A 15,056-nucleotide genomic window follows, 5' to 3' on the forward strand; every position below is an offset into this window, starting at 1 on the left:
CCGGGCCCGCCCCCCCGTGCCGGCGGGCCCGTGTGCCGAGAATGTGCCCGGCCCCGGGGGCGGTTGAAGCCCCCGGGGCCGGGTTCAGAGGTTCATTTGAGGGTTCCGTACACGGCGTACGACCGGTGCCGTACGCGCTCAGCTGCCGTGGTGCTCCGAGAGCCCCGGCCAGTCGTCCGGTCCGCCGCCCTGCCACTCGACGAGGTCGTTCTCCTCGACGTCGGTCACATAGAGGTCGGCCAGCCGCAGGATCTCCGCCACGTCGTCGACGTGGGTGGCGACGCCCAGGGGCTCGTCGTCCAGCGTGACCCGGCGCGAGCCGTCCAGGGCGGGAGCGTGGACCACGACGTGCGGATGCTCGGTCGGATGTGCCATGCCTTCAGGCTGCCGCCGCGGGGGCGGTTCCGCACCCCGGGGCCGGCTGGCCGTCCGGCGGCGCGAGGCTGGGCGCGACAGGACGTTCGCGCCGCCGGACGGGGTCTGGGGGAGGGGGAGTGGGTGCTGGGACCGCGGCGGGTGCGACGGCGTCCGGAGCGGACTTCCCTCAGGTCGAGAAGCCGGTCCTGACCCCTTCACCACCGCACTGGCTCGCAACCGCCGCGGTCCGTGCCCTGCCCGTGTCCGTGCCCGGGGCGGCCACCCCTCATCCGGGCCGCAGCGGGCGGTCGGACACGGTCAGGGAGTCTCAGTCCTCGCGCAGCGCGCGGACCGCCTCCGCCACGCGCCTGCCGTACTCCGGGTCGGCGGCGTGGAAGTGTGCGAGGTTCTTGTCGATCACGTCGTCGCGGGAGACCCGGGACAGGCCCCCGGCGATGTTCGCGACCAGACGGGACTTCTCCTCGGCGGACATCAGCCGGTACAGCTCGCCCGCCTGGAGGAAGTCGTCGTCCTTGGTGTGCGCGGGCGCCGCGTGGGTGCCCGTGTGGCCGTGCACCGCGAGCGGGGCCGACAGGGGCCGGCCGGTCTCGACCGGGCCGTCGTAGGAGTTCGGCTCGTAGTTCTTCGCGTGGCGGCCCTGCGGGTTGGACGCCATCAGGCCGTCCCGGCCGTAGTTCTCGGCGGTCGTGGCCCGGGGCGCGTTGACGGCCAGCTGGGTGTGGTTGACGCCCAGCCGGTAGCGGTGGGCGTCCGCGTAGGCGAACAGCCGGCCCTGGAGCATCTTGTCGGGCGAGGGACCGATGCCCGGCACGAAGTTGTTCGGGGAGAACGCGGCCTGCTCGACCTCGGCGAAGACGTTGTCCGGGTTGCGGTCGAGGACCAGCCGGCCCACGCGCCGCAGCGGGTGGTCACCGTGCGGCCAGACCTTGGTCAGGTCGAACGGGTTGAAGCGGTACTCCGCCGCCTCGGCCGCCGGCATGATCTGCACGTAGAGCGTCCAGGACGGGTGCACGCCCCGCTCGATCGCCTGGAGCAGGTCGGTCTGGTGCGAGTTCGGGTCCCTGCCCGCGAGTTCGGCGGCCTGCTCGCTGCTCAGGCAGCGGATGCCCTGGTTCGTCTTGAAGTGGTACTTGACGAAGAAGGCCTCGCCACGGGCGTTGGTCCACTGGTAGGTGTGCGAACCGTAGCCGTTCATGTGCCGGTACGAGGCCGGGATGCCGCGGTCGCCCATCAGCCAGGTCACCTGGTGCGTGGCCTCGGGGGAGTGGGCCCAGAAGTCCCAGACGTTGTCCGGCTCCTGACGGCCCGTGAACGGGTCGCGCTTCTGCGAGTGGATGAAGTCCGGGAACTTGATCGGGTCCTTGATGAAGAAGACCGGGGTGTTGTTCCCGACGAGGTCGTAATTGCCCTCGGCCGTATAGAACTTCACCGCGAAACCACGCGGGTCGCGCACGGCGTCCGCGCCGCCGAGGCTGTCGGCCACGGTCGAGAAGCGCACGAACACCTCGGTGCGCCTGCCGGCCTCACCGAGGAAGTCGGCGTGGGTGAACTCCGTCACGTCGTCGGTCACTTCGAAGTGGCCGTACGCGCCCGAGCCGCGGGCGTGCACCACGCGCTCCGGGATGCGCTCGCGGTTGAAGCGCGCGAGCTTCTCCAGCAGATGCTGGTCCTGGAGCAGGAGCGGGCCGCCGACGCCGGCGGTGGCGGAGTTCTGGTTGTCGGCGACGGGGGCGCCGGACTCGGTGGTGAGCACGCGCTGCGACATCGTGACCTTCCGTACGAGGAGGCAGCGGAAAAATATTTCCGCTTTGTGGAGCCTAGGGTCGGGGCGATGAGGGTGTCAACAGTTTGTTGAAGCGGTGGGCATGACAGGACCGGGCGGTGCCGCCCCTTTGGGCGCGACAGGACAGATGTCAGCGGCGGCACCGCCCGGAGCGGGGAGACCCCCCTCGGTCGGGCGGGGTCAGATCCGTGCGCCGGAGAGCCGTTCCACGGCCCGCAGCAGCGCCGAGTGGTCCAGGCCGCCGTCACCCTGCGCGCGAAGGGACGCCACCAGCTGGGCGACCACCGCGCCGACGGGCAGGGCCGCGCCGACGTTGCGGGCGGCGTCCGTGACGATGCCCATGTCCTTGTGGTGCAGGTCGATCCGGAAGCCCGGCTTGAAGTCCCGGGTGAGGAAGTTGTCCTTCTTGCGGGCCAGTACGGTCGAGCCCGCCAGGCCGCCGCCCAGGACGTCCAGGGCCGCCTTCAGGTCCACGCCGGACTTCTCCAGGAAGACCACGGCCTCCGCGCACGCCTGGATGTTCACGGCGACGATCAGCTGGTTGGCGGCCTTCACCGTCTGGCCGGAGCCGTGCGGGCCGCACAGCACGATCGTCTTGCCCAGCGCCTCGAAGAGGGGCCTCGCCTCGTCGAAGTCGGCCTGCTCGCCGCCGACCATGATGGACAGCACGGCCTCGATCGCCCCGGCCTCACCGCCGGACACCGGGGCGTCCAGGACGCGAACGCCCTGGTCCGCGGCGGCCTTCGCCAGATCGACGGACGTCTGCGGCGTGATCGAGGACATGTCGATCAGCAGCGCGCCGGAGCGCGCGTTCTCCAGGATCCCGTCGGGGCCGTAGGCGACGGCCTCGACCTGCGGCGAGGCGGGCACCATGGTGATGACGACGTCGGCGTCCCGCACGGCCTCGGCGATGGAGGAGGCGGCCGTTCCGCCCGCCGCGGCGAGCCGGTCCAGCTTGTCCCGCTCCAGCGTGTAGCCGGTGACCTGGTAACCCGCCTTGATCAGGTTCTCGGACATGGGGGAGCCCATGATGCCGAGGCCGATCCAGGCGACCTTGGGGAGAGTGGTGCTCATGATGGGGTGCCTTTCGGTGAACAGGGGTCAGCGGGGCAGCCAGTCGAAGGCCTCGGCGCTCGGGCGGTCACCCGGCTTGTACTCGAGGCCGACCCAGCCGTCATAACCCGCCTTCCGCAGTCGGTCGAGGAGGTCTTCGAGGGGGAGGGAGCCGGTGCCCGGCGCGCCGCGCCCCGGGTTGTCGGCGATCTGGACGTGGCCGGTCCTCGGGGCGAACCGCTCGATCACCGCCGGCAGGTCCTCGCCGTTCATGGACAGGTGGTAGAGGTCCATGAGGAAGCGCGCGTTGCCCAGGCCGGTGGCCTCGTTGACCCGGTCGACGACCTCGACGGCGGCGGGCGCGGACACCAGCGGGTACAGCGGGGACTCCGGCTTGTTCAGCGCCTCGATCAGCAGTACCGCGCCGATCCGGTCGGCGGCCCGGGCCGCGAGGACCAGGTTCTCCAGCGCGAGCGCGTCCTGCTCGGCCGGGTCCACTCCCTCGACGCGGTTGCCGTACAGGGCGTTGAGGGCCGTGCAGCCCAGCGAGGCGGCGAGGCCGGCGGCGACCTCGATGTTGGCGCGGAACCGCTCCGACTCGGTGCCGGGGACCGACAGGGCGCCGCGGTCCGGGCCCGGCAACTGCCCCGCGTAGAAGTTCAGCCCGGTGAGCTGGACGCCCGCGTCCTCGATCGATCGCTTCAGGGCGTCGAGCGCGGACTGCCCGGGGGTGGGCGTGTCGGTCCAGGGCCACCACAGCTCGACCGCGGTGAAGCCGGCCGCGGCGGCGGCCGCGGGGCGCTCCAGGAGCGGGAGTTCCGTGAAGAGGATCGACAGGTTGACGTTGAAGCGCTGGTCTGCGAATCCCATCGGGCCGCGCTCCCTTCCGCTGTATTTCGTATTGTGGAAGTTGCTTTCTGCTTAACGGAAGACTGCCGTCGACTCTCCCCGCTTGTCAAGAGGGCGCGGGGGGAGCCCGTTCCTCGGCCGCCGCCCCGGTCCCCCGGCAGGTGCGGCCCGCCCCGCCCGCCCGTGGGTCGGCTAGGGTCGCCTCGTGGCGGGCCCGGCGTGTCCGCCGGTCGCCGCCGTGTCCGTCCCGTCGTGGGCGGGCCGGCCGCAGCGCAGGTCATCACGGTGAGGGGGCGCTATGCGCTTGAGGGTGGAGTTCACGACCGAGCCCTTCGACCTGGACGAGGCGCCCGCGCACGCGCTGGTCGCCCGCGAGGTCGTGGAGGCCGCCGACCTGGACGCCGTGGACGTCGGCCCGTTCGGCAACACCGCGCAGGGCGGTGCCGAGGCGGTGCTCACCGCCGTGGACGCCCTGCTCCGCAGGACCCTGGAGGCCGGCGCCACCCGGATCTCGCTCCAGGTCAACGTGGTCGAGGAGGGCCAGGCATGACCGGCACGGGGGACGAGCCGTTCATCGCGGCCGTGAAGCCCCTGGTCGACGCCATGGGCGGCGAGATGCTGCCCCCCGACGAGGCCGGACCCGACGACGTCGTGCTGTCCTGGGAGGGCCGCGACGCCGTGGCCGTACGGCTGCCGCAGCTCGCCGACTCCCTCGATCACATCCTGGCCGCCATGGAGCGCCGCAAGGGCATGCCGCTGGCCGACCTGGACCGCAAGGCCAAGCAGGAGGTCGTGCGCATACTGGAGGCGCGCGGGGCCTTCTCCGTACGGCACGGCGTGGAGACGGTGGCGAGCGCCCTCGGCGTCAGCCGCTTCACCGTCTACAACTACCTCAACCGCGAGAAGGGGTCCTGACCGGCCCTCCCCGGCCTCTTCGGGCCGCGCCGCCGCCGCTCGGTTTCCGCGCTGTTTCCCCGCCGCGAATTTTCAACAAACTGTTGACGCGCTGTCGCGGAAGGGCGTTAGCTAGCGGCACGCCCGTTCAGCACGACGGCCGCATCCGGCCACGGAGGCTCCCGTGACTTCCACTTCCACGCCGCCGGGCCTGGCCCGGTTCAACACCCTGGAGGAGCACGCGGCCCTCACCGCGCTCCACGAGGCGTGCGCCTCCACGGCGTGGGCGAAACGCCTGCTCGCCGCCCGCCCCTACGCCACCCCCGAGGACCTGTACGCCGCGAGCGACGCCGCCACGGCGGAGCTGACGGCCCCGGACCTCGACGAGGCGATGGCCGGTCACCCACCCATCGGCCGCCCCAGGCCCGGCGATGCCACCTCGGCCCGCGAACAGCGCGGCATGGCCGGCGCCTCCGACGAGCTCAAGGCGGAGATGCTGGAACTGAACCTCGCCTACCAGGAGAAGTTCGGCCATGTCTTCCTGATCTGCGCCACCGGCCGCACCGGCGAGCAGATGCGCGACGCGGTCCGGGAGCGGATCGGCAACACGCCGGAGCGGGAGCGGGAGATCGTCCGCACCGAACTGGGGAAGATCAACCGCATCCGTCTGGCCCGACTCGTCGAAGAGGACTGACCGCACCATGAGCACCTCCGCCACCGCGTCCGTGTCCACGCACATCCTGGACACCAGCGCCGGCCGCCCGGCCGAGGGCGTCGCCGTCCACCTCTCCGCCCGGTCCGGGCGTGCGGCCGGCTGGCAGGCGCTCGGCGGCTCGGCGACCGACGCGGACGGCCGGTGCAAGGACCTGCCGGCCCTGCCGGAGGGGACCACCCACGTACGGCTCGACTTCGCCGTCGAACCGTACTTCGAGAAGAAGCAAGCCGATGCGCAGCAGGACGCCCCCGCGAATCGGGACAGCGGCGCCGGTGTGTTCTTCCCGGAGGTGGCGATCACCTTCGCCGTCGTCCCGGGCGAGCACTACCACGTACCGCTGCTGCTCAACCCGTTCGGCTACTCCGTATACCGAGGGAGCTAGCTAAATGACCGTCAATTCCCGCCCCGGCCGCCCTGTCCTGCTGGGGCAGAACCAGTACGGCAAGGCAGAGAACCGAGTCGTGAGGATCACGCGGGACGGCGCCACCCACCACATCAAGGACCTGAACGTGTCCGTGGCGCTGAGCGGCGACATGGACGAGGTGCACTACTCCGGCTCGAACGCCAACGTCCTGCCGACCGACACCACCAAGAACACGGTGTTCGCCTTCGCCAAGGAACACGGCATCGAGTCCGCCGAGCAGTTCGGCATCCACCTCGCCCGGCACTTCGTCACCAGCCAGGAGCCGATCCACCGGGCGCGCATCCGCATCGAGGAGTACGCCTGGGAGCGGATCGAGGCCTCCGACGCCAACTCGCAGTTCATCGGCGCCGACGAGGTCAAGCACTCCTTCGTCCGCAAGGGCCAGGAGACCCGCCTCACGCAGATCACCTACGACGGTGAGAAGTGGGAGGTGATCTCGGGCCTGAAGGACCTGGTCGTGATGAACTCGACGAACTCCGAGTTCTGGGGCTACGTCAAGGACAAGTACACGACCCTGAAGGAGGCCTACGACCGCATCCTGGCCACCGAGGTCTCCGGCCGCTGGCGCTTCAACTGGACCGACGACGACGAGCGCATGCCGCACTGGGAGAAGTCCTACGAGCAGGTGAAGAAGCACATGCTCCAGGCCTTCGCCGAGACGTACTCGCTCTCGCTGCAGCAGACGCTGTACCAGATGGGCGCGCGGATCATCAACCACCGCAGCGAGATCGACGAGGTCCGCTTCTCGCTGCCGAACAAGCACCACTTCCTGGTCGACCTGGAACCGTTCGGGCTGAAGAACGACAACGAGGTCTACTACGCCGCCGACCGCCCCTACGGCCTGATCGAGGCGACGATCCTCCGCGAGGGGAGCGAGGCGCGCATCCCGGTGGACCTCACCAACCTCTGACGTTCCCTTCTTCGGCACCCGTGGCCGGGGGAACCCGTCCCCCGGCCACGGCACTCAAACTCCCGGGGTCCTGCCGTGCCCTGCCCACATCAGCGCAAAGGACGAACCATGGCAGCAGACCGGCGCATCGTCATCGAGCACTGTGCGATCGCGACCGTCGACGGACACGACACCGAGTACGCCTCCGGACACGTCGTCATCGCCGGCAACCGCATCGAATCCCTCGGCGCGGGCCCCGCCCCCGAGGGCCTGGAGCACGTGGCCCGCCGCATCGACGCCTCCGGCCACCTGGTGACCCCCGGCCTGGTCAACACCCACCACCACTTCTACCAGTGGATCACCCGCGGCCTGGCCACCGACCACAACCTCTTCGACTGGCTCGTCGCGCTCTACCCCACCTGGGCGCGCATCGACGAGCCGATGGTCCGTGCGGCGGCCCAGGGCTCGCTCGCGATGATGGCCCGCGGCGGCGTCACCACCGCCATGGACCACCACTACGTCTTCCCGCACGGCTCCGGCGACCTCTCCGGCGCGATCATCGGCGCCGCCCGCGACATGGGCGTCCGCTTCACCCTCGCCCGCGGCTCCATGGACCGCAGCGAGAAGGACGGCGGCCTGCCCCCGGACTTCGCCGTGGAGACCCTCGACGGCGCCCTGGCCGCCACCGCGGAGACCGTACGCCGGCACCACGACGCCTCCTTCGACGCCATGACCCAGGTCGCCGTCGCGCCCTGCTCACCCTTCTCCGTCTCCACCGAACTGCTGCGCGACGGAGCCCAGCTGGCCCGCCGCCTCGGTGTCCGGCTGCACACCCACGGCTCGGAGACCGTGGAGGAGGAGAAGTTCTGCCACGAGCTGTTCGGCATGGGCCCGACCGACTACTTCGAGTCCACCGGCTGGCTCGGCGAGGACGTGTGGATGGCGCACTGCGTCCACATGAACGACTCCGACATCGCCGCCTTCGCCCGCACCCGGACCGGCGTCGCGCACTGCCCCTCCTCCAACGCCCGCCTCGCGGCCGGCATCGCCCGCGTCCCCGACATGCTCGCCGCCGGCGTCCCGGTCGGCCTCGGCGTCGACGGCACCGCCTCCAACGAGTCCGGCGAACTCCACACCGAGCTGCGCAACGCCCTGCTCATCAACCGCCTCGGCGGCCACAAGGAGGCCGCGCTCAACGCCCGCCAGGCCCTGCGCCTCGGCACGTACGGCGGCGCCCAGGTCCTCGGCCGGGCGGCTCAGATCGGCTCCCTGGAGCCCGGCAAGCTCGCCGACCTGGTCCTGTGGCGCATGGACACCCTCGCCCACGCCTCCATCGCCGACCCGGTGACCGCGCTGGTCTTCGGCGCGGCGGCCCCGGTCACCGCCTCCTTCGTGAACGGCCGGCAGATCGTCGAGGACGGCCGCCTGCTCACCGCCGACGAGGACGCCATCGCCCGCGCCACGCGCGACGAGGCCCGGCGCCTGGCGCGGATCGCCGCCGAGGCCTGACCCACCCGGATACTCCGGCCGGGAGGGACGGCTCCCGGCCGGTGGCCGTGGACCCGAGCGGGGTCCGCGGCGGCTGTCTCCGGGGTGCGCGCACCCGCGCGCGCCCCGGAGACAGCCACCCGTCACCAGGTCCCGCACGACCACCCGCACCACCTCCTTGACACCCACGGCCGCCGCTCGGCGCAGCCGTGTAACCGACCGGAGGGACGCCGCCGTGGCCGACCACCCCGTTGACGAGAAACTCCCCGCGCTCAAGATGGCGACGACCGGCCTGCAGCACGTGGCCGCCATGTACGCAGGAGTCGTCGCCCCACCCCTGATCGTCGGCGCGGCCATCGGCCTCACCGCCACCGACCTGACCTTCCTCACCGGCGCCTGCCTGTTCACCGCGGGCCTGGCCACCTTCCTGCAGACCCTCGGCATCTGGAAGATCGGCGCCCGGCTGCCGTTCGTCAACGGCGTCACCTTCGCCGGTGTCGCCCCGATGACCGCCATCGTCGCGTCCACCGAGGACAAGTCCGACGCCCTGCCGCTCATCTTCGGCGCGGTCATCGTCGCCGGACTCCTGGGCTTCCTCGCCGCCCCCGTCTTCTGCAAGGCGATCCGCTTCTTCCCGCCGGTCGTCACCGGATCCGTGATCACCCTCATCGGCATATCGCTGCTGCCCGTCGCCTTCGGCTGGGCACAGGGACCGAATCCGGCCGCGGGCGACTACGGTTCGGCGACCAACCTGGTCCTGGCGGGCGGGACCCTGCTGATCGTGCTGCTGCTGCGCCGCTTCACCCGGGGCTTCGTCAAGCAGATCGCCGTGCTGCTGGGCCTGGTGGCCGGCACGCTGATCGCGATCCCGTTCGGCGTCACGGACTTCGGCCCGGTCGCGGACGCGGCCGTCATCGGCTTCCCGACCCCGTTCCACTTCGGCGCCCCGCAGTTCCAGCTCGCCGCGATCATCTCCATGTGCGTGGTGATGGTGGTGTCGATGACCGAGTCGACCGCCGACATGCTGGCCCTCGGCGAGATCGTCGACCGCCCGGCCGACGAGCGGACCATCGCGGCCGGCCTGCGCGCCGACACCCTCGGCTCGGCACTCAGCCCCCTCTTCAACGGCTTCATGTGCAGCGCCTTCGCGCAGAACATCGGCCTGGTCGCGATGACGAGGATCCGCAGCCGGTACGTCGTCGCCGCGGGCGGCGGGTTCCTGGTGCTGATGGGCCTGTGCCCGATGGCCGCCTCCCTGATCGCCGTCGTACCGCGCCCGGTGCTGGGCGGGGCGGGCGTGGTCCTGTTCGGCTCGGTCGCGGCCAGCGGCATCCAGACCCTGGTCCGGGCCGGCCTGGACAAGGACAACAACGTCCTGATCGTCGCCGTCTCCCTGGCCGTCGGCATCGTCCCCATCACGGCGCCGGAGTTCTACCACGCCTTCCCCGAGACGGCCCGGATCGTCCTGGACTCCGGCATCTCGACCGGCTGCGTGGCGGCGGTGCTGCTGAACCTGGTCTTCAACCACCTGGGCCGGAGCGGCCGGGACGCCCAGGACGTGACCCACCCGATGGAGCCGGGCGAGGAGCTCACGAGCGCCCCCAAGGCACCGGCCGCGTCATGAACCCCACCGACTCCGCATAGGCTTCTGCCCCGGTCGGCTCACCGTCGGCCGGGGCCAGGGGGGCCGGGGGACGAGGGGGAGACGGGCCGATGAACCACGCGACCGAGGTGTTCCAGCCGTTGCGAGCGGACGATCCGCCCGTGGTGGCCGGGTACCGCCTCGTGGCCCGGCTCGGTGCGGGCGGAATGGGCCGCGTCTACCTGTCGCACACGCAGGGCGGCCGCCCGGTGGCCGTCAAGGTGGTCCGGCCCGAACTCGCCGACGACCCGGACTTCCGGCGCCGGTTCCGCCGCGAGGTGGAGGCGGCCCGGCGGGTCCGGGGCGCCTACACGGCCGAGTTGATCGACGCCGACCCGGACGGCACACCCCCCTGGTCGGCCACGCTGTACGTGCCCGGGCCCTCCCTGACCGAGGCGGTCGCCCGGCGGGGGCCCCTGCCGGTGCCCGCGGTGCTGTGGCTCGTGGCGGGCGTGGCCGAGGCGCTGCAGGCCGTGCACGCCGCGGGCATCGTGCACCGGGACCTCAAGCCGTCCAACGTGCTGCTCGCCGCCGACGGGCCCCGGGTGATCGACTTCGGTATCTCGCTGGCCGCCGACTTCACCTCGTACACCGCGACCGGCGCGGCGGTCGGCACGCCCCACTTCATGGCTCCCGAGCAGGCCGCCGCGGGCGAGGTCACGGCCGCGACCGACGTCTTCGCGCTCGGCCAGACCGCGGCGTTCGCGGCGCTGGGCCGGCCGCTGTACGGGGACGGCTCGGCGATCGGCGTGCTCTACCGGATCGTGCACGACGAGCCCGACCTGTCCGTCCTGCCCGAGCCGCTCCGGCCGCTCCTCGCCCGCTGCCTGGCCGCCGCCCCGGAGGACCGGGCCGGCCTGGCGGAGATCGTCGCGTGGTGCCGGCAGCGGCTGGGCCCGGACGCCGGCACGGGCGCGGGCCCGGCCGTCTGGCGGGACGTCGCGGGCCCGGAGCCCACCGTTCCGCCCCCGGCCCCCACCGCCACCCGGGTCCTGCCACAGCCGCTGGTCATCACCCGGCCGCAGCCGCTCGCGCCGGCGCCGGACGCGCGGCGGGCACGCGGACGGCGCACCGCACTGCTCACCACCGCGGCCGTGGCGGCCGGGGCGCTCGTGCTGACGGGCCTGGCATGGACGGTCGCCGACGCGGGCAGCCGGTTCCGCGACGGGGTGGCGGGTGCGCCGTCGACACCGGGGCCGGACGGATCCCGACGGTCGCCGGACCCGTCGACTGCGCGGCCGTCGGACTCCGGGCCCGCCGCGGAACCCGGGGACCGGACCCCGCGGGCCTCGAAGCCCTCCGCGACCGCCTCCGGCACGCCGCGCCCCATAGGCCGGGTCCTCCAGAGACTGGACGCGAAGAACTCGCTGAGCTTCCGGGAGCCGTACCAGCGCGACGACCGCGAGGGTGACATCCGCTTCGACTGCGAGGACGCCGGCTGCGCGCTGGAGAGCGACACCAGTGTGTTCGTCCAGATGTTCACCGACGAGGGCGTCTCCCTCGACGAGTGCCGGCTCATGCTGGCCCACGCCGATCGGCGCCGCTGGCCGCTGGCCTCGGTGCCGGTGGCGGGCCAGATCTGCGTCCGGCACGCGTCCGGGGACATCGCGCTGCTCACCGTCCAGACGAAGTCGACCGCGCTGCCGGAACTCGCCTTCCTCACGATGGACATGACGATCTGGCGCGACGCCGCCTAGGTGGGCCTGTCGTTCGGATCGGGTCGCGGGATGGTGACGGCACTGTTCAGGGCCGGTGAGCGCGGTCTGATGCACACCTAGAGCCCGAACAGGCCCGGGTCCGACGCCAGTCGCCGGAAGACCCCGGCGGGGTCGGCGACCAGCCTGCGCTTCTCCAGGTCGAGGATGCCGCCGACCGCCGAGATCTCGGCGGCCACCGTGCCGTCGGTCTTCACCACGGCCTGCTCGATCCCGAACGTCTTGCCCCCGCCCCAGGTGAAGGCGCAGGTCACCATGGCCTCGTCGCCCGCGAGCAGTTCCCGTTTGTAGCGGATGGTCGTCTCCAGGGCGACCGGGCCGACGCCGCTGGAGACGAGGGCGGACTGGCTGATCCCGGCTGCCTGGAGCAGCGACCAGCGGGCGTGCTCCGCGTAGTTCAGATAGACCGCCTGGTTGAGGTGTCCCTGCACGTCCGTCTCGTATCCACGGACGGTCACAGGGACGGAAAACGGCTCGCTCACGGCTTTCCCTTCTCGCGCCGGACTTCCTCGCACGGACGTCCCGTGCACTGTGCAACGATCCGTCGATCCTGGCATGCGCGTCACGCCCGGCGCGGTGAAGCCAGCAGATACCTGGTTCCGGTGCGCGGCTCGCGGTGCTCGCTCACCTGCCAGCCCGCCCCTTCCAGCGTGACCGCGCAGGTCCGCAGCGCCTCGCCGTCCGGCTCGTACACGGCGACGGCCTCCGGCTGCGGGGTCTCGCGCACCCGGTAGCCCCCGTCCTCCGGCCCGGCCGGGCGGTGGCCCGCCGCCTCCAGCGCGAGCGCGGCGGCCCGCACCAGGTGCGCACGCTCCCAGCCGCACGGCCGGTCCACCGCCCCGTCCGGGTTGGTCATCCGGCGCAGCTCCAGCAGCCCCTGCCAGGCACTGTGCACCTCGCGGCGCCGGGCGGGCCCGGGCCGCGGAGGATCCGGCTCGCCGCCGGTGCGTGCCGCGAACACGCCCGTGAGAACGGGGTCTTCCCCGGGCCCGGCGGGTCCGGGCTCCCCGGTGACGCCCTGCCGTATCCGGTGCCCCTCCGGCGTCAGGAAGTGCTCGTGCGGCGGACGGGGGTGGCGGAAGGCGAGACCCCGCTTGACCAGTGCGGCGAGCTGCGCCTGCGTACCCCGCAGCCGTCCGGTCACGGGGTCGGCGGCGTCGATCACACGCCGCTGCGCGGCGGTCGGCGGTCGGGTCACGGCGTGCTCCTCTCCGGCCGGTCTCGGGCACTGGCCCACCTGCTCGAAGGCTACGACCCGCCACTGACAACCGCGCCTACTGGCGGTAGCCGGCGAGGAACCGCCCGATCCGCCCGATCGCCGCCTCCAGGTCGTCGGCGTACGGCAGCGTCAGGATCCGGAAGTGGTCGGGCGCGGGCCAGTTGAAGCCGGTGCCCTGCACCACCTGGATCTTCTCCCGCAGCAGCAGGTCCAGGACGAACTTCTCGTCGTCGTGGATCGGGTACACCTCGGGATCCAGCCGGGGGAAGGCGTACAGCGCGCCCTTCGGCTTCACGCAGCTGACGCCGGGGATCTCGTTGAGCCGGCGCCAGGCCACGTCCCGCTGTTCCCGCAGCCGTCCGCCCGGCGCGGTCAGCTCGCCGATGGACTGCCGGCCGCCGAGCGCGGCCTGGATGGCGTACTGGGCGGGCGCGTTGGCGCACAGCCGCATGGAGGCCAGCATGGTCAGCCCCTCCAGGTAGTCCTTGGCGTGCTGCTTCGGGCCCGTGACCACCAGCCAGCCGGAGCGGAAACCCGCCACGCGGTAGGTCTTGGACAGGCCGCAGAAGGTGAGGACGACCAGGTCCGGGGCGAGGGCGGCGGCCGAGTGGTGCACGGCGTCGTCGTAGAGGATCTGGTCGTAGATCTCGTCGGCGAAGACCATCAGGCCGTGGCGGCGGGCGAGGTCGAGGATGCCCTCGACGATCTCCCGGGGGTAGACCGCGCCGGTGGGGTTGTTCGGGTTGATGATCACGACCGCCCTCGTCCGGTCGGTGATCTTCGCGGCCATGTCGTCCAGGTCCGGGTACCAGTCGGCCTGCTCGTCGCACAGGTAGTGGACGGCCTTGCCGCCGGCGAGGGTGGTCACCGCCGTCCAGAGGGGGAAGTCGGGCGCGGGGATCAGGACCTCGTCGCCGTCCTCGACCAGTGCCTGTACGGCCATGGAGACCAGCTCGGAGACACCGTTGCCGAGGAAGACGTCGTCGACGCCGACCTCCAGGCCCAGCGTCTGGTAGCGCTGGGCCACGGCCCGGCGGGCGGAGAGGATGCCGCGCGAGTCGGTGTAGCCGTGCGCCTGCGGCAGCATCCGGATCATGTCCTGGAGGATCTCCTCCGGCGCCTCGAACCCGAAGAGCGCGGGGTTGCCGGTGTTCAGGCGCAGCACGCTGTGGCCGGCCTCCTCGAGGGCGTTGGCGTGCTCTATCACCGGGCCGCGGATCTCGTAACAGACCTCGCTGAGTTTGCTCGACTGCCGGAACTCCATGCGCCGCTTCCCCTCTGCCGACTTGTGTTGCTTGGTTTTACCAAGTAGTCGCTTGGAAAGTCCAACAACTTGTCTAGACTGCGTCGCATGCCACCTCGCCGAAGCTACGACCAGTACTGCTCCGCCGCCCGCGCGCTCGACGTCGTCGGCGACCGCTGGACCCTGCTGATCGTCCGGGAACTGCTCGCCGGCCCCCGCCGCTACACCGACCTGCACGCGGACCTGCCCGGCGTCAGCACGGACGTACTCGCCTCCCGGCTGAGGGACATGGAGCGCGACGGCCTGGCGACCCGGCGCCGGCTCCCGCCGCCCGGCGCGGCGAACGTCTACGAACTCACCCCCAGGGGGCGCGAGTTGCTGCCGGTGCTGCAGGCGCTGGGGGAGTGGGGGCAGGGCGAACTCGGCGAGCGCAGGCCCACGGACGCCGTCCGGGCGCACTGGTTCGCGCTCCCCCTGCTGCGCCTGCTGGACGGCGAGGGACTCGTCGAAGTCCGCCTGGAGGAGGGGAGGTTCCACGTGTACGCCGGAGCCGGGGAGGGCCCGCTGTACGGCGACGGACCCGCACCCGCGGAGCCCGACGCCGCGCTGGCCCTGGACACGGCCACGTGCACGGCGCTCAGCCGGGGCGAGCTGGACCTGGTCCGGGCCGTGCGGGAGGGCCGGGTCGAGGTGACCGGCGAGGGCCCCCTCGCGAAGACCCTGCGCGAGACGCGGCACGGCCGGTGAGGGGCGAGCGGCGGTCA

Annotated in this window: 16 protein-coding genes; 9 read left to right on the plus strand and 7 right to left on the minus strand. The window is 72.1% G+C overall.

The annotated features are described in order from the left end of the window. Nucleotides 1-138: 138 nt before the first annotated feature. From RIN80_RS13440 to RIN80_RS13455, 4 genes are all read right to left on the minus strand, one after another. A complete protein-coding gene (locus RIN80_RS13440) occupies nucleotides 139-375 on the minus strand; it encodes a hypothetical protein (RefSeq protein ID WP_309095798.1) in 237 nt (78 codons plus the stop codon). 310 nt (nucleotides 376-685) lie between these two features. Further along, nucleotides 686-2,143 carry a catalase gene (locus RIN80_RS13445; protein WP_309095799.1) on the minus strand — a complete coding sequence of 486 codons (1,458 nt, stop codon included), beginning with the start codon at nucleotides 2,141-2,143 and terminating at the stop codon, nucleotides 686-688. 198 nt (nucleotides 2,144-2,341) lie between these two features. Then, on the minus strand, nucleotides 2,342-3,235 hold the full coding sequence (locus tag RIN80_RS13450; RefSeq protein WP_309095800.1) for a 2-hydroxy-3-oxopropionate reductase: 894 nt from the start codon (nucleotides 3,233-3,235) through the stop codon (nucleotides 2,342-2,344). Between the two features lie 27 nt (nucleotides 3,236-3,262). After that, nucleotides 3,263-4,084, minus strand: coding sequence for a TIM barrel protein (locus RIN80_RS13455; protein ID WP_309095801.1), 822 nt, complete (start codon nucleotides 4,082-4,084; stop codon nucleotides 3,263-3,265). Nucleotides 4,085-4,361: 277 nt separating this feature from the next. Between RIN80_RS13455 and RIN80_RS13460 the strand changes: the two genes are divergently transcribed. The 8 genes from RIN80_RS13460 (at nucleotide 4,362) to RIN80_RS13495 (ending at nucleotide 11,812) form a co-directional block, all read left to right on the plus strand. Continuing rightward, nucleotides 4,362-4,613 (plus strand): hypothetical protein, encoded by a 252-nt coding sequence (locus tag RIN80_RS13460; protein ID WP_309095802.1) that lies wholly within the window; start codon nucleotides 4,362-4,364, stop codon nucleotides 4,611-4,613. Then, on the plus strand, nucleotides 4,610-4,978 hold the full coding sequence (locus tag RIN80_RS13465; RefSeq protein ID WP_309095803.1) for a helix-turn-helix domain-containing protein: 369 nt from the start codon (nucleotides 4,610-4,612) through the stop codon (nucleotides 4,976-4,978). Before RIN80_RS13460 ends, RIN80_RS13465 begins: the two co-directional genes overlap by 4 nt. 163 nt (nucleotides 4,979-5,141) lie before the next feature. Next, a complete protein-coding gene (gene uraD, locus RIN80_RS13470; protein WP_309095804.1) occupies nucleotides 5,142-5,651 on the plus strand; it encodes a 2-oxo-4-hydroxy-4-carboxy-5-ureidoimidazoline decarboxylase in 510 nt (169 codons plus the stop codon). 7 nt (nucleotides 5,652-5,658) lie between these two features. Beyond that, the gene (uraH, locus tag RIN80_RS13475) at nucleotides 5,659-6,054 is read left to right on the plus strand and encodes a hydroxyisourate hydrolase (protein WP_309095805.1); all 396 of its coding nucleotides are present in this window, start codon (nucleotides 5,659-5,661) and stop codon (nucleotides 6,052-6,054) included. A gap of 4 nt (nucleotides 6,055-6,058) precedes the next feature. Beyond that, nucleotides 6,059-7,006, plus strand: a complete 948-nt coding sequence (pucL, locus tag RIN80_RS13480) for a factor-independent urate hydroxylase (protein WP_309095806.1) — start codon at nucleotides 6,059-6,061, stop codon at nucleotides 7,004-7,006. Between the two features lie 108 nt (nucleotides 7,007-7,114). Next, nucleotides 7,115-8,494, plus strand: coding sequence for an 8-oxoguanine deaminase (locus RIN80_RS13485; protein ID WP_309095807.1), 1,380 nt, complete (start codon nucleotides 7,115-7,117; stop codon nucleotides 8,492-8,494). 214 nt (nucleotides 8,495-8,708) lie between these two features. Beyond that, entirely contained in the window at nucleotides 8,709-10,097 is a 1,389-nt protein-coding gene (locus RIN80_RS13490; protein ID WP_309095808.1) for a nucleobase:cation symporter-2 family protein, read from the plus strand. Between the two features lie 89 nt (nucleotides 10,098-10,186). Further along, the gene (locus RIN80_RS13495) at nucleotides 10,187-11,812 is read left to right on the plus strand and encodes a serine/threonine-protein kinase (protein WP_309095809.1); all 1,626 of its coding nucleotides are present in this window, start codon (nucleotides 10,187-10,189) and stop codon (nucleotides 11,810-11,812) included. A 77-nt stretch (nucleotides 11,813-11,889) separates the two neighbouring features. Here RIN80_RS13495 and RIN80_RS13500 read toward each other — a convergent pair whose 3' ends face one another. From RIN80_RS13500 to RIN80_RS13510, 3 genes are all read right to left on the minus strand, one after another. After that, nucleotides 11,890-12,312 carry an acyl-CoA thioesterase gene (locus RIN80_RS13500; RefSeq protein ID WP_309095810.1) on the minus strand — a complete coding sequence of 141 codons (423 nt, stop codon included), beginning with the start codon at nucleotides 12,310-12,312 and terminating at the stop codon, nucleotides 11,890-11,892. Between the two features lie 80 nt (nucleotides 12,313-12,392). Further along, complete coding sequence (locus RIN80_RS13505; protein ID WP_309095811.1) at nucleotides 12,393-13,028, minus strand: hypothetical protein; 636 nt, start codon at nucleotides 13,026-13,028, stop codon at nucleotides 12,393-12,395. Nucleotides 13,029-13,104: 76 nt separating this feature from the next. After that, nucleotides 13,105-14,313 (minus strand): pyridoxal phosphate-dependent aminotransferase, encoded by a 1,209-nt coding sequence (locus tag RIN80_RS13510; protein WP_309095812.1) that lies wholly within the window; start codon nucleotides 14,311-14,313, stop codon nucleotides 13,105-13,107. A gap of 87 nt (nucleotides 14,314-14,400) precedes the next feature. On the opposite strand from RIN80_RS13510, the gene RIN80_RS13515 reads away from it, so the two are divergent. Further along, a complete protein-coding gene (locus RIN80_RS13515) occupies nucleotides 14,401-15,039 on the plus strand; it encodes a helix-turn-helix domain-containing protein (RefSeq protein WP_309095813.1) in 639 nt (212 codons plus the stop codon). Nucleotides 15,040-15,056: the final 17 nt, after the last annotated feature.

Source organism: Streptomyces sp. (genome assembly GCF_031181705.1).
Lineage (GTDB): Bacteria > Actinomycetota > Actinomycetes > Streptomycetales > Streptomycetaceae > Streptomyces.

Coding starts and splice junctions, on each gene's coding strand:
- RIN80_RS13485 (WP_309095807.1), top strand. CDS start 7,115: ATGGCAGCAGACCGGCGCATCGTCATCGAGCACTGTGCGATCGCGACC.
- RIN80_RS13440 (WP_309095798.1), bottom strand. CDS start 375: ATGGCACATCCGACCGAGCATCCGCACGTCGTGGTCCACGCTCCCGCC.
- uraH (WP_309095805.1), top strand. CDS start 5,659: ATGAGCACCTCCGCCACCGCGTCCGTGTCCACGCACATCCTGGACACC.
- RIN80_RS13460 (WP_309095802.1), top strand. CDS start 4,362: ATGCGCTTGAGGGTGGAGTTCACGACCGAGCCCTTCGACCTGGACGAG.
- RIN80_RS13515 (WP_309095813.1), top strand. CDS start 14,401: ATGCCACCTCGCCGAAGCTACGACCAGTACTGCTCCGCCGCCCGCGCG.
- RIN80_RS13445 (WP_309095799.1), bottom strand. CDS start 2,143: ATGTCGCAGCGCGTGCTCACCACCGAGTCCGGCGCCCCCGTCGCCGAC.
- RIN80_RS13450 (WP_309095800.1), bottom strand. CDS start 3,235: ATGAGCACCACTCTCCCCAAGGTCGCCTGGATCGGCCTCGGCATCATG.
- RIN80_RS13495 (WP_309095809.1), top strand. CDS start 10,187: ATGAACCACGCGACCGAGGTGTTCCAGCCGTTGCGAGCGGACGATCCG.
- RIN80_RS13465 (WP_309095803.1), top strand. CDS start 4,610: ATGACCGGCACGGGGGACGAGCCGTTCATCGCGGCCGTGAAGCCCCTG.
- pucL (WP_309095806.1), top strand. CDS start 6,059: ATGACCGTCAATTCCCGCCCCGGCCGCCCTGTCCTGCTGGGGCAGAAC.
- RIN80_RS13510 (WP_309095812.1), bottom strand. CDS start 14,313: ATGGAGTTCCGGCAGTCGAGCAAACTCAGCGAGGTCTGTTACGAGATC.
- RIN80_RS13455 (WP_309095801.1), bottom strand. CDS start 4,084: ATGGGATTCGCAGACCAGCGCTTCAACGTCAACCTGTCGATCCTCTTC.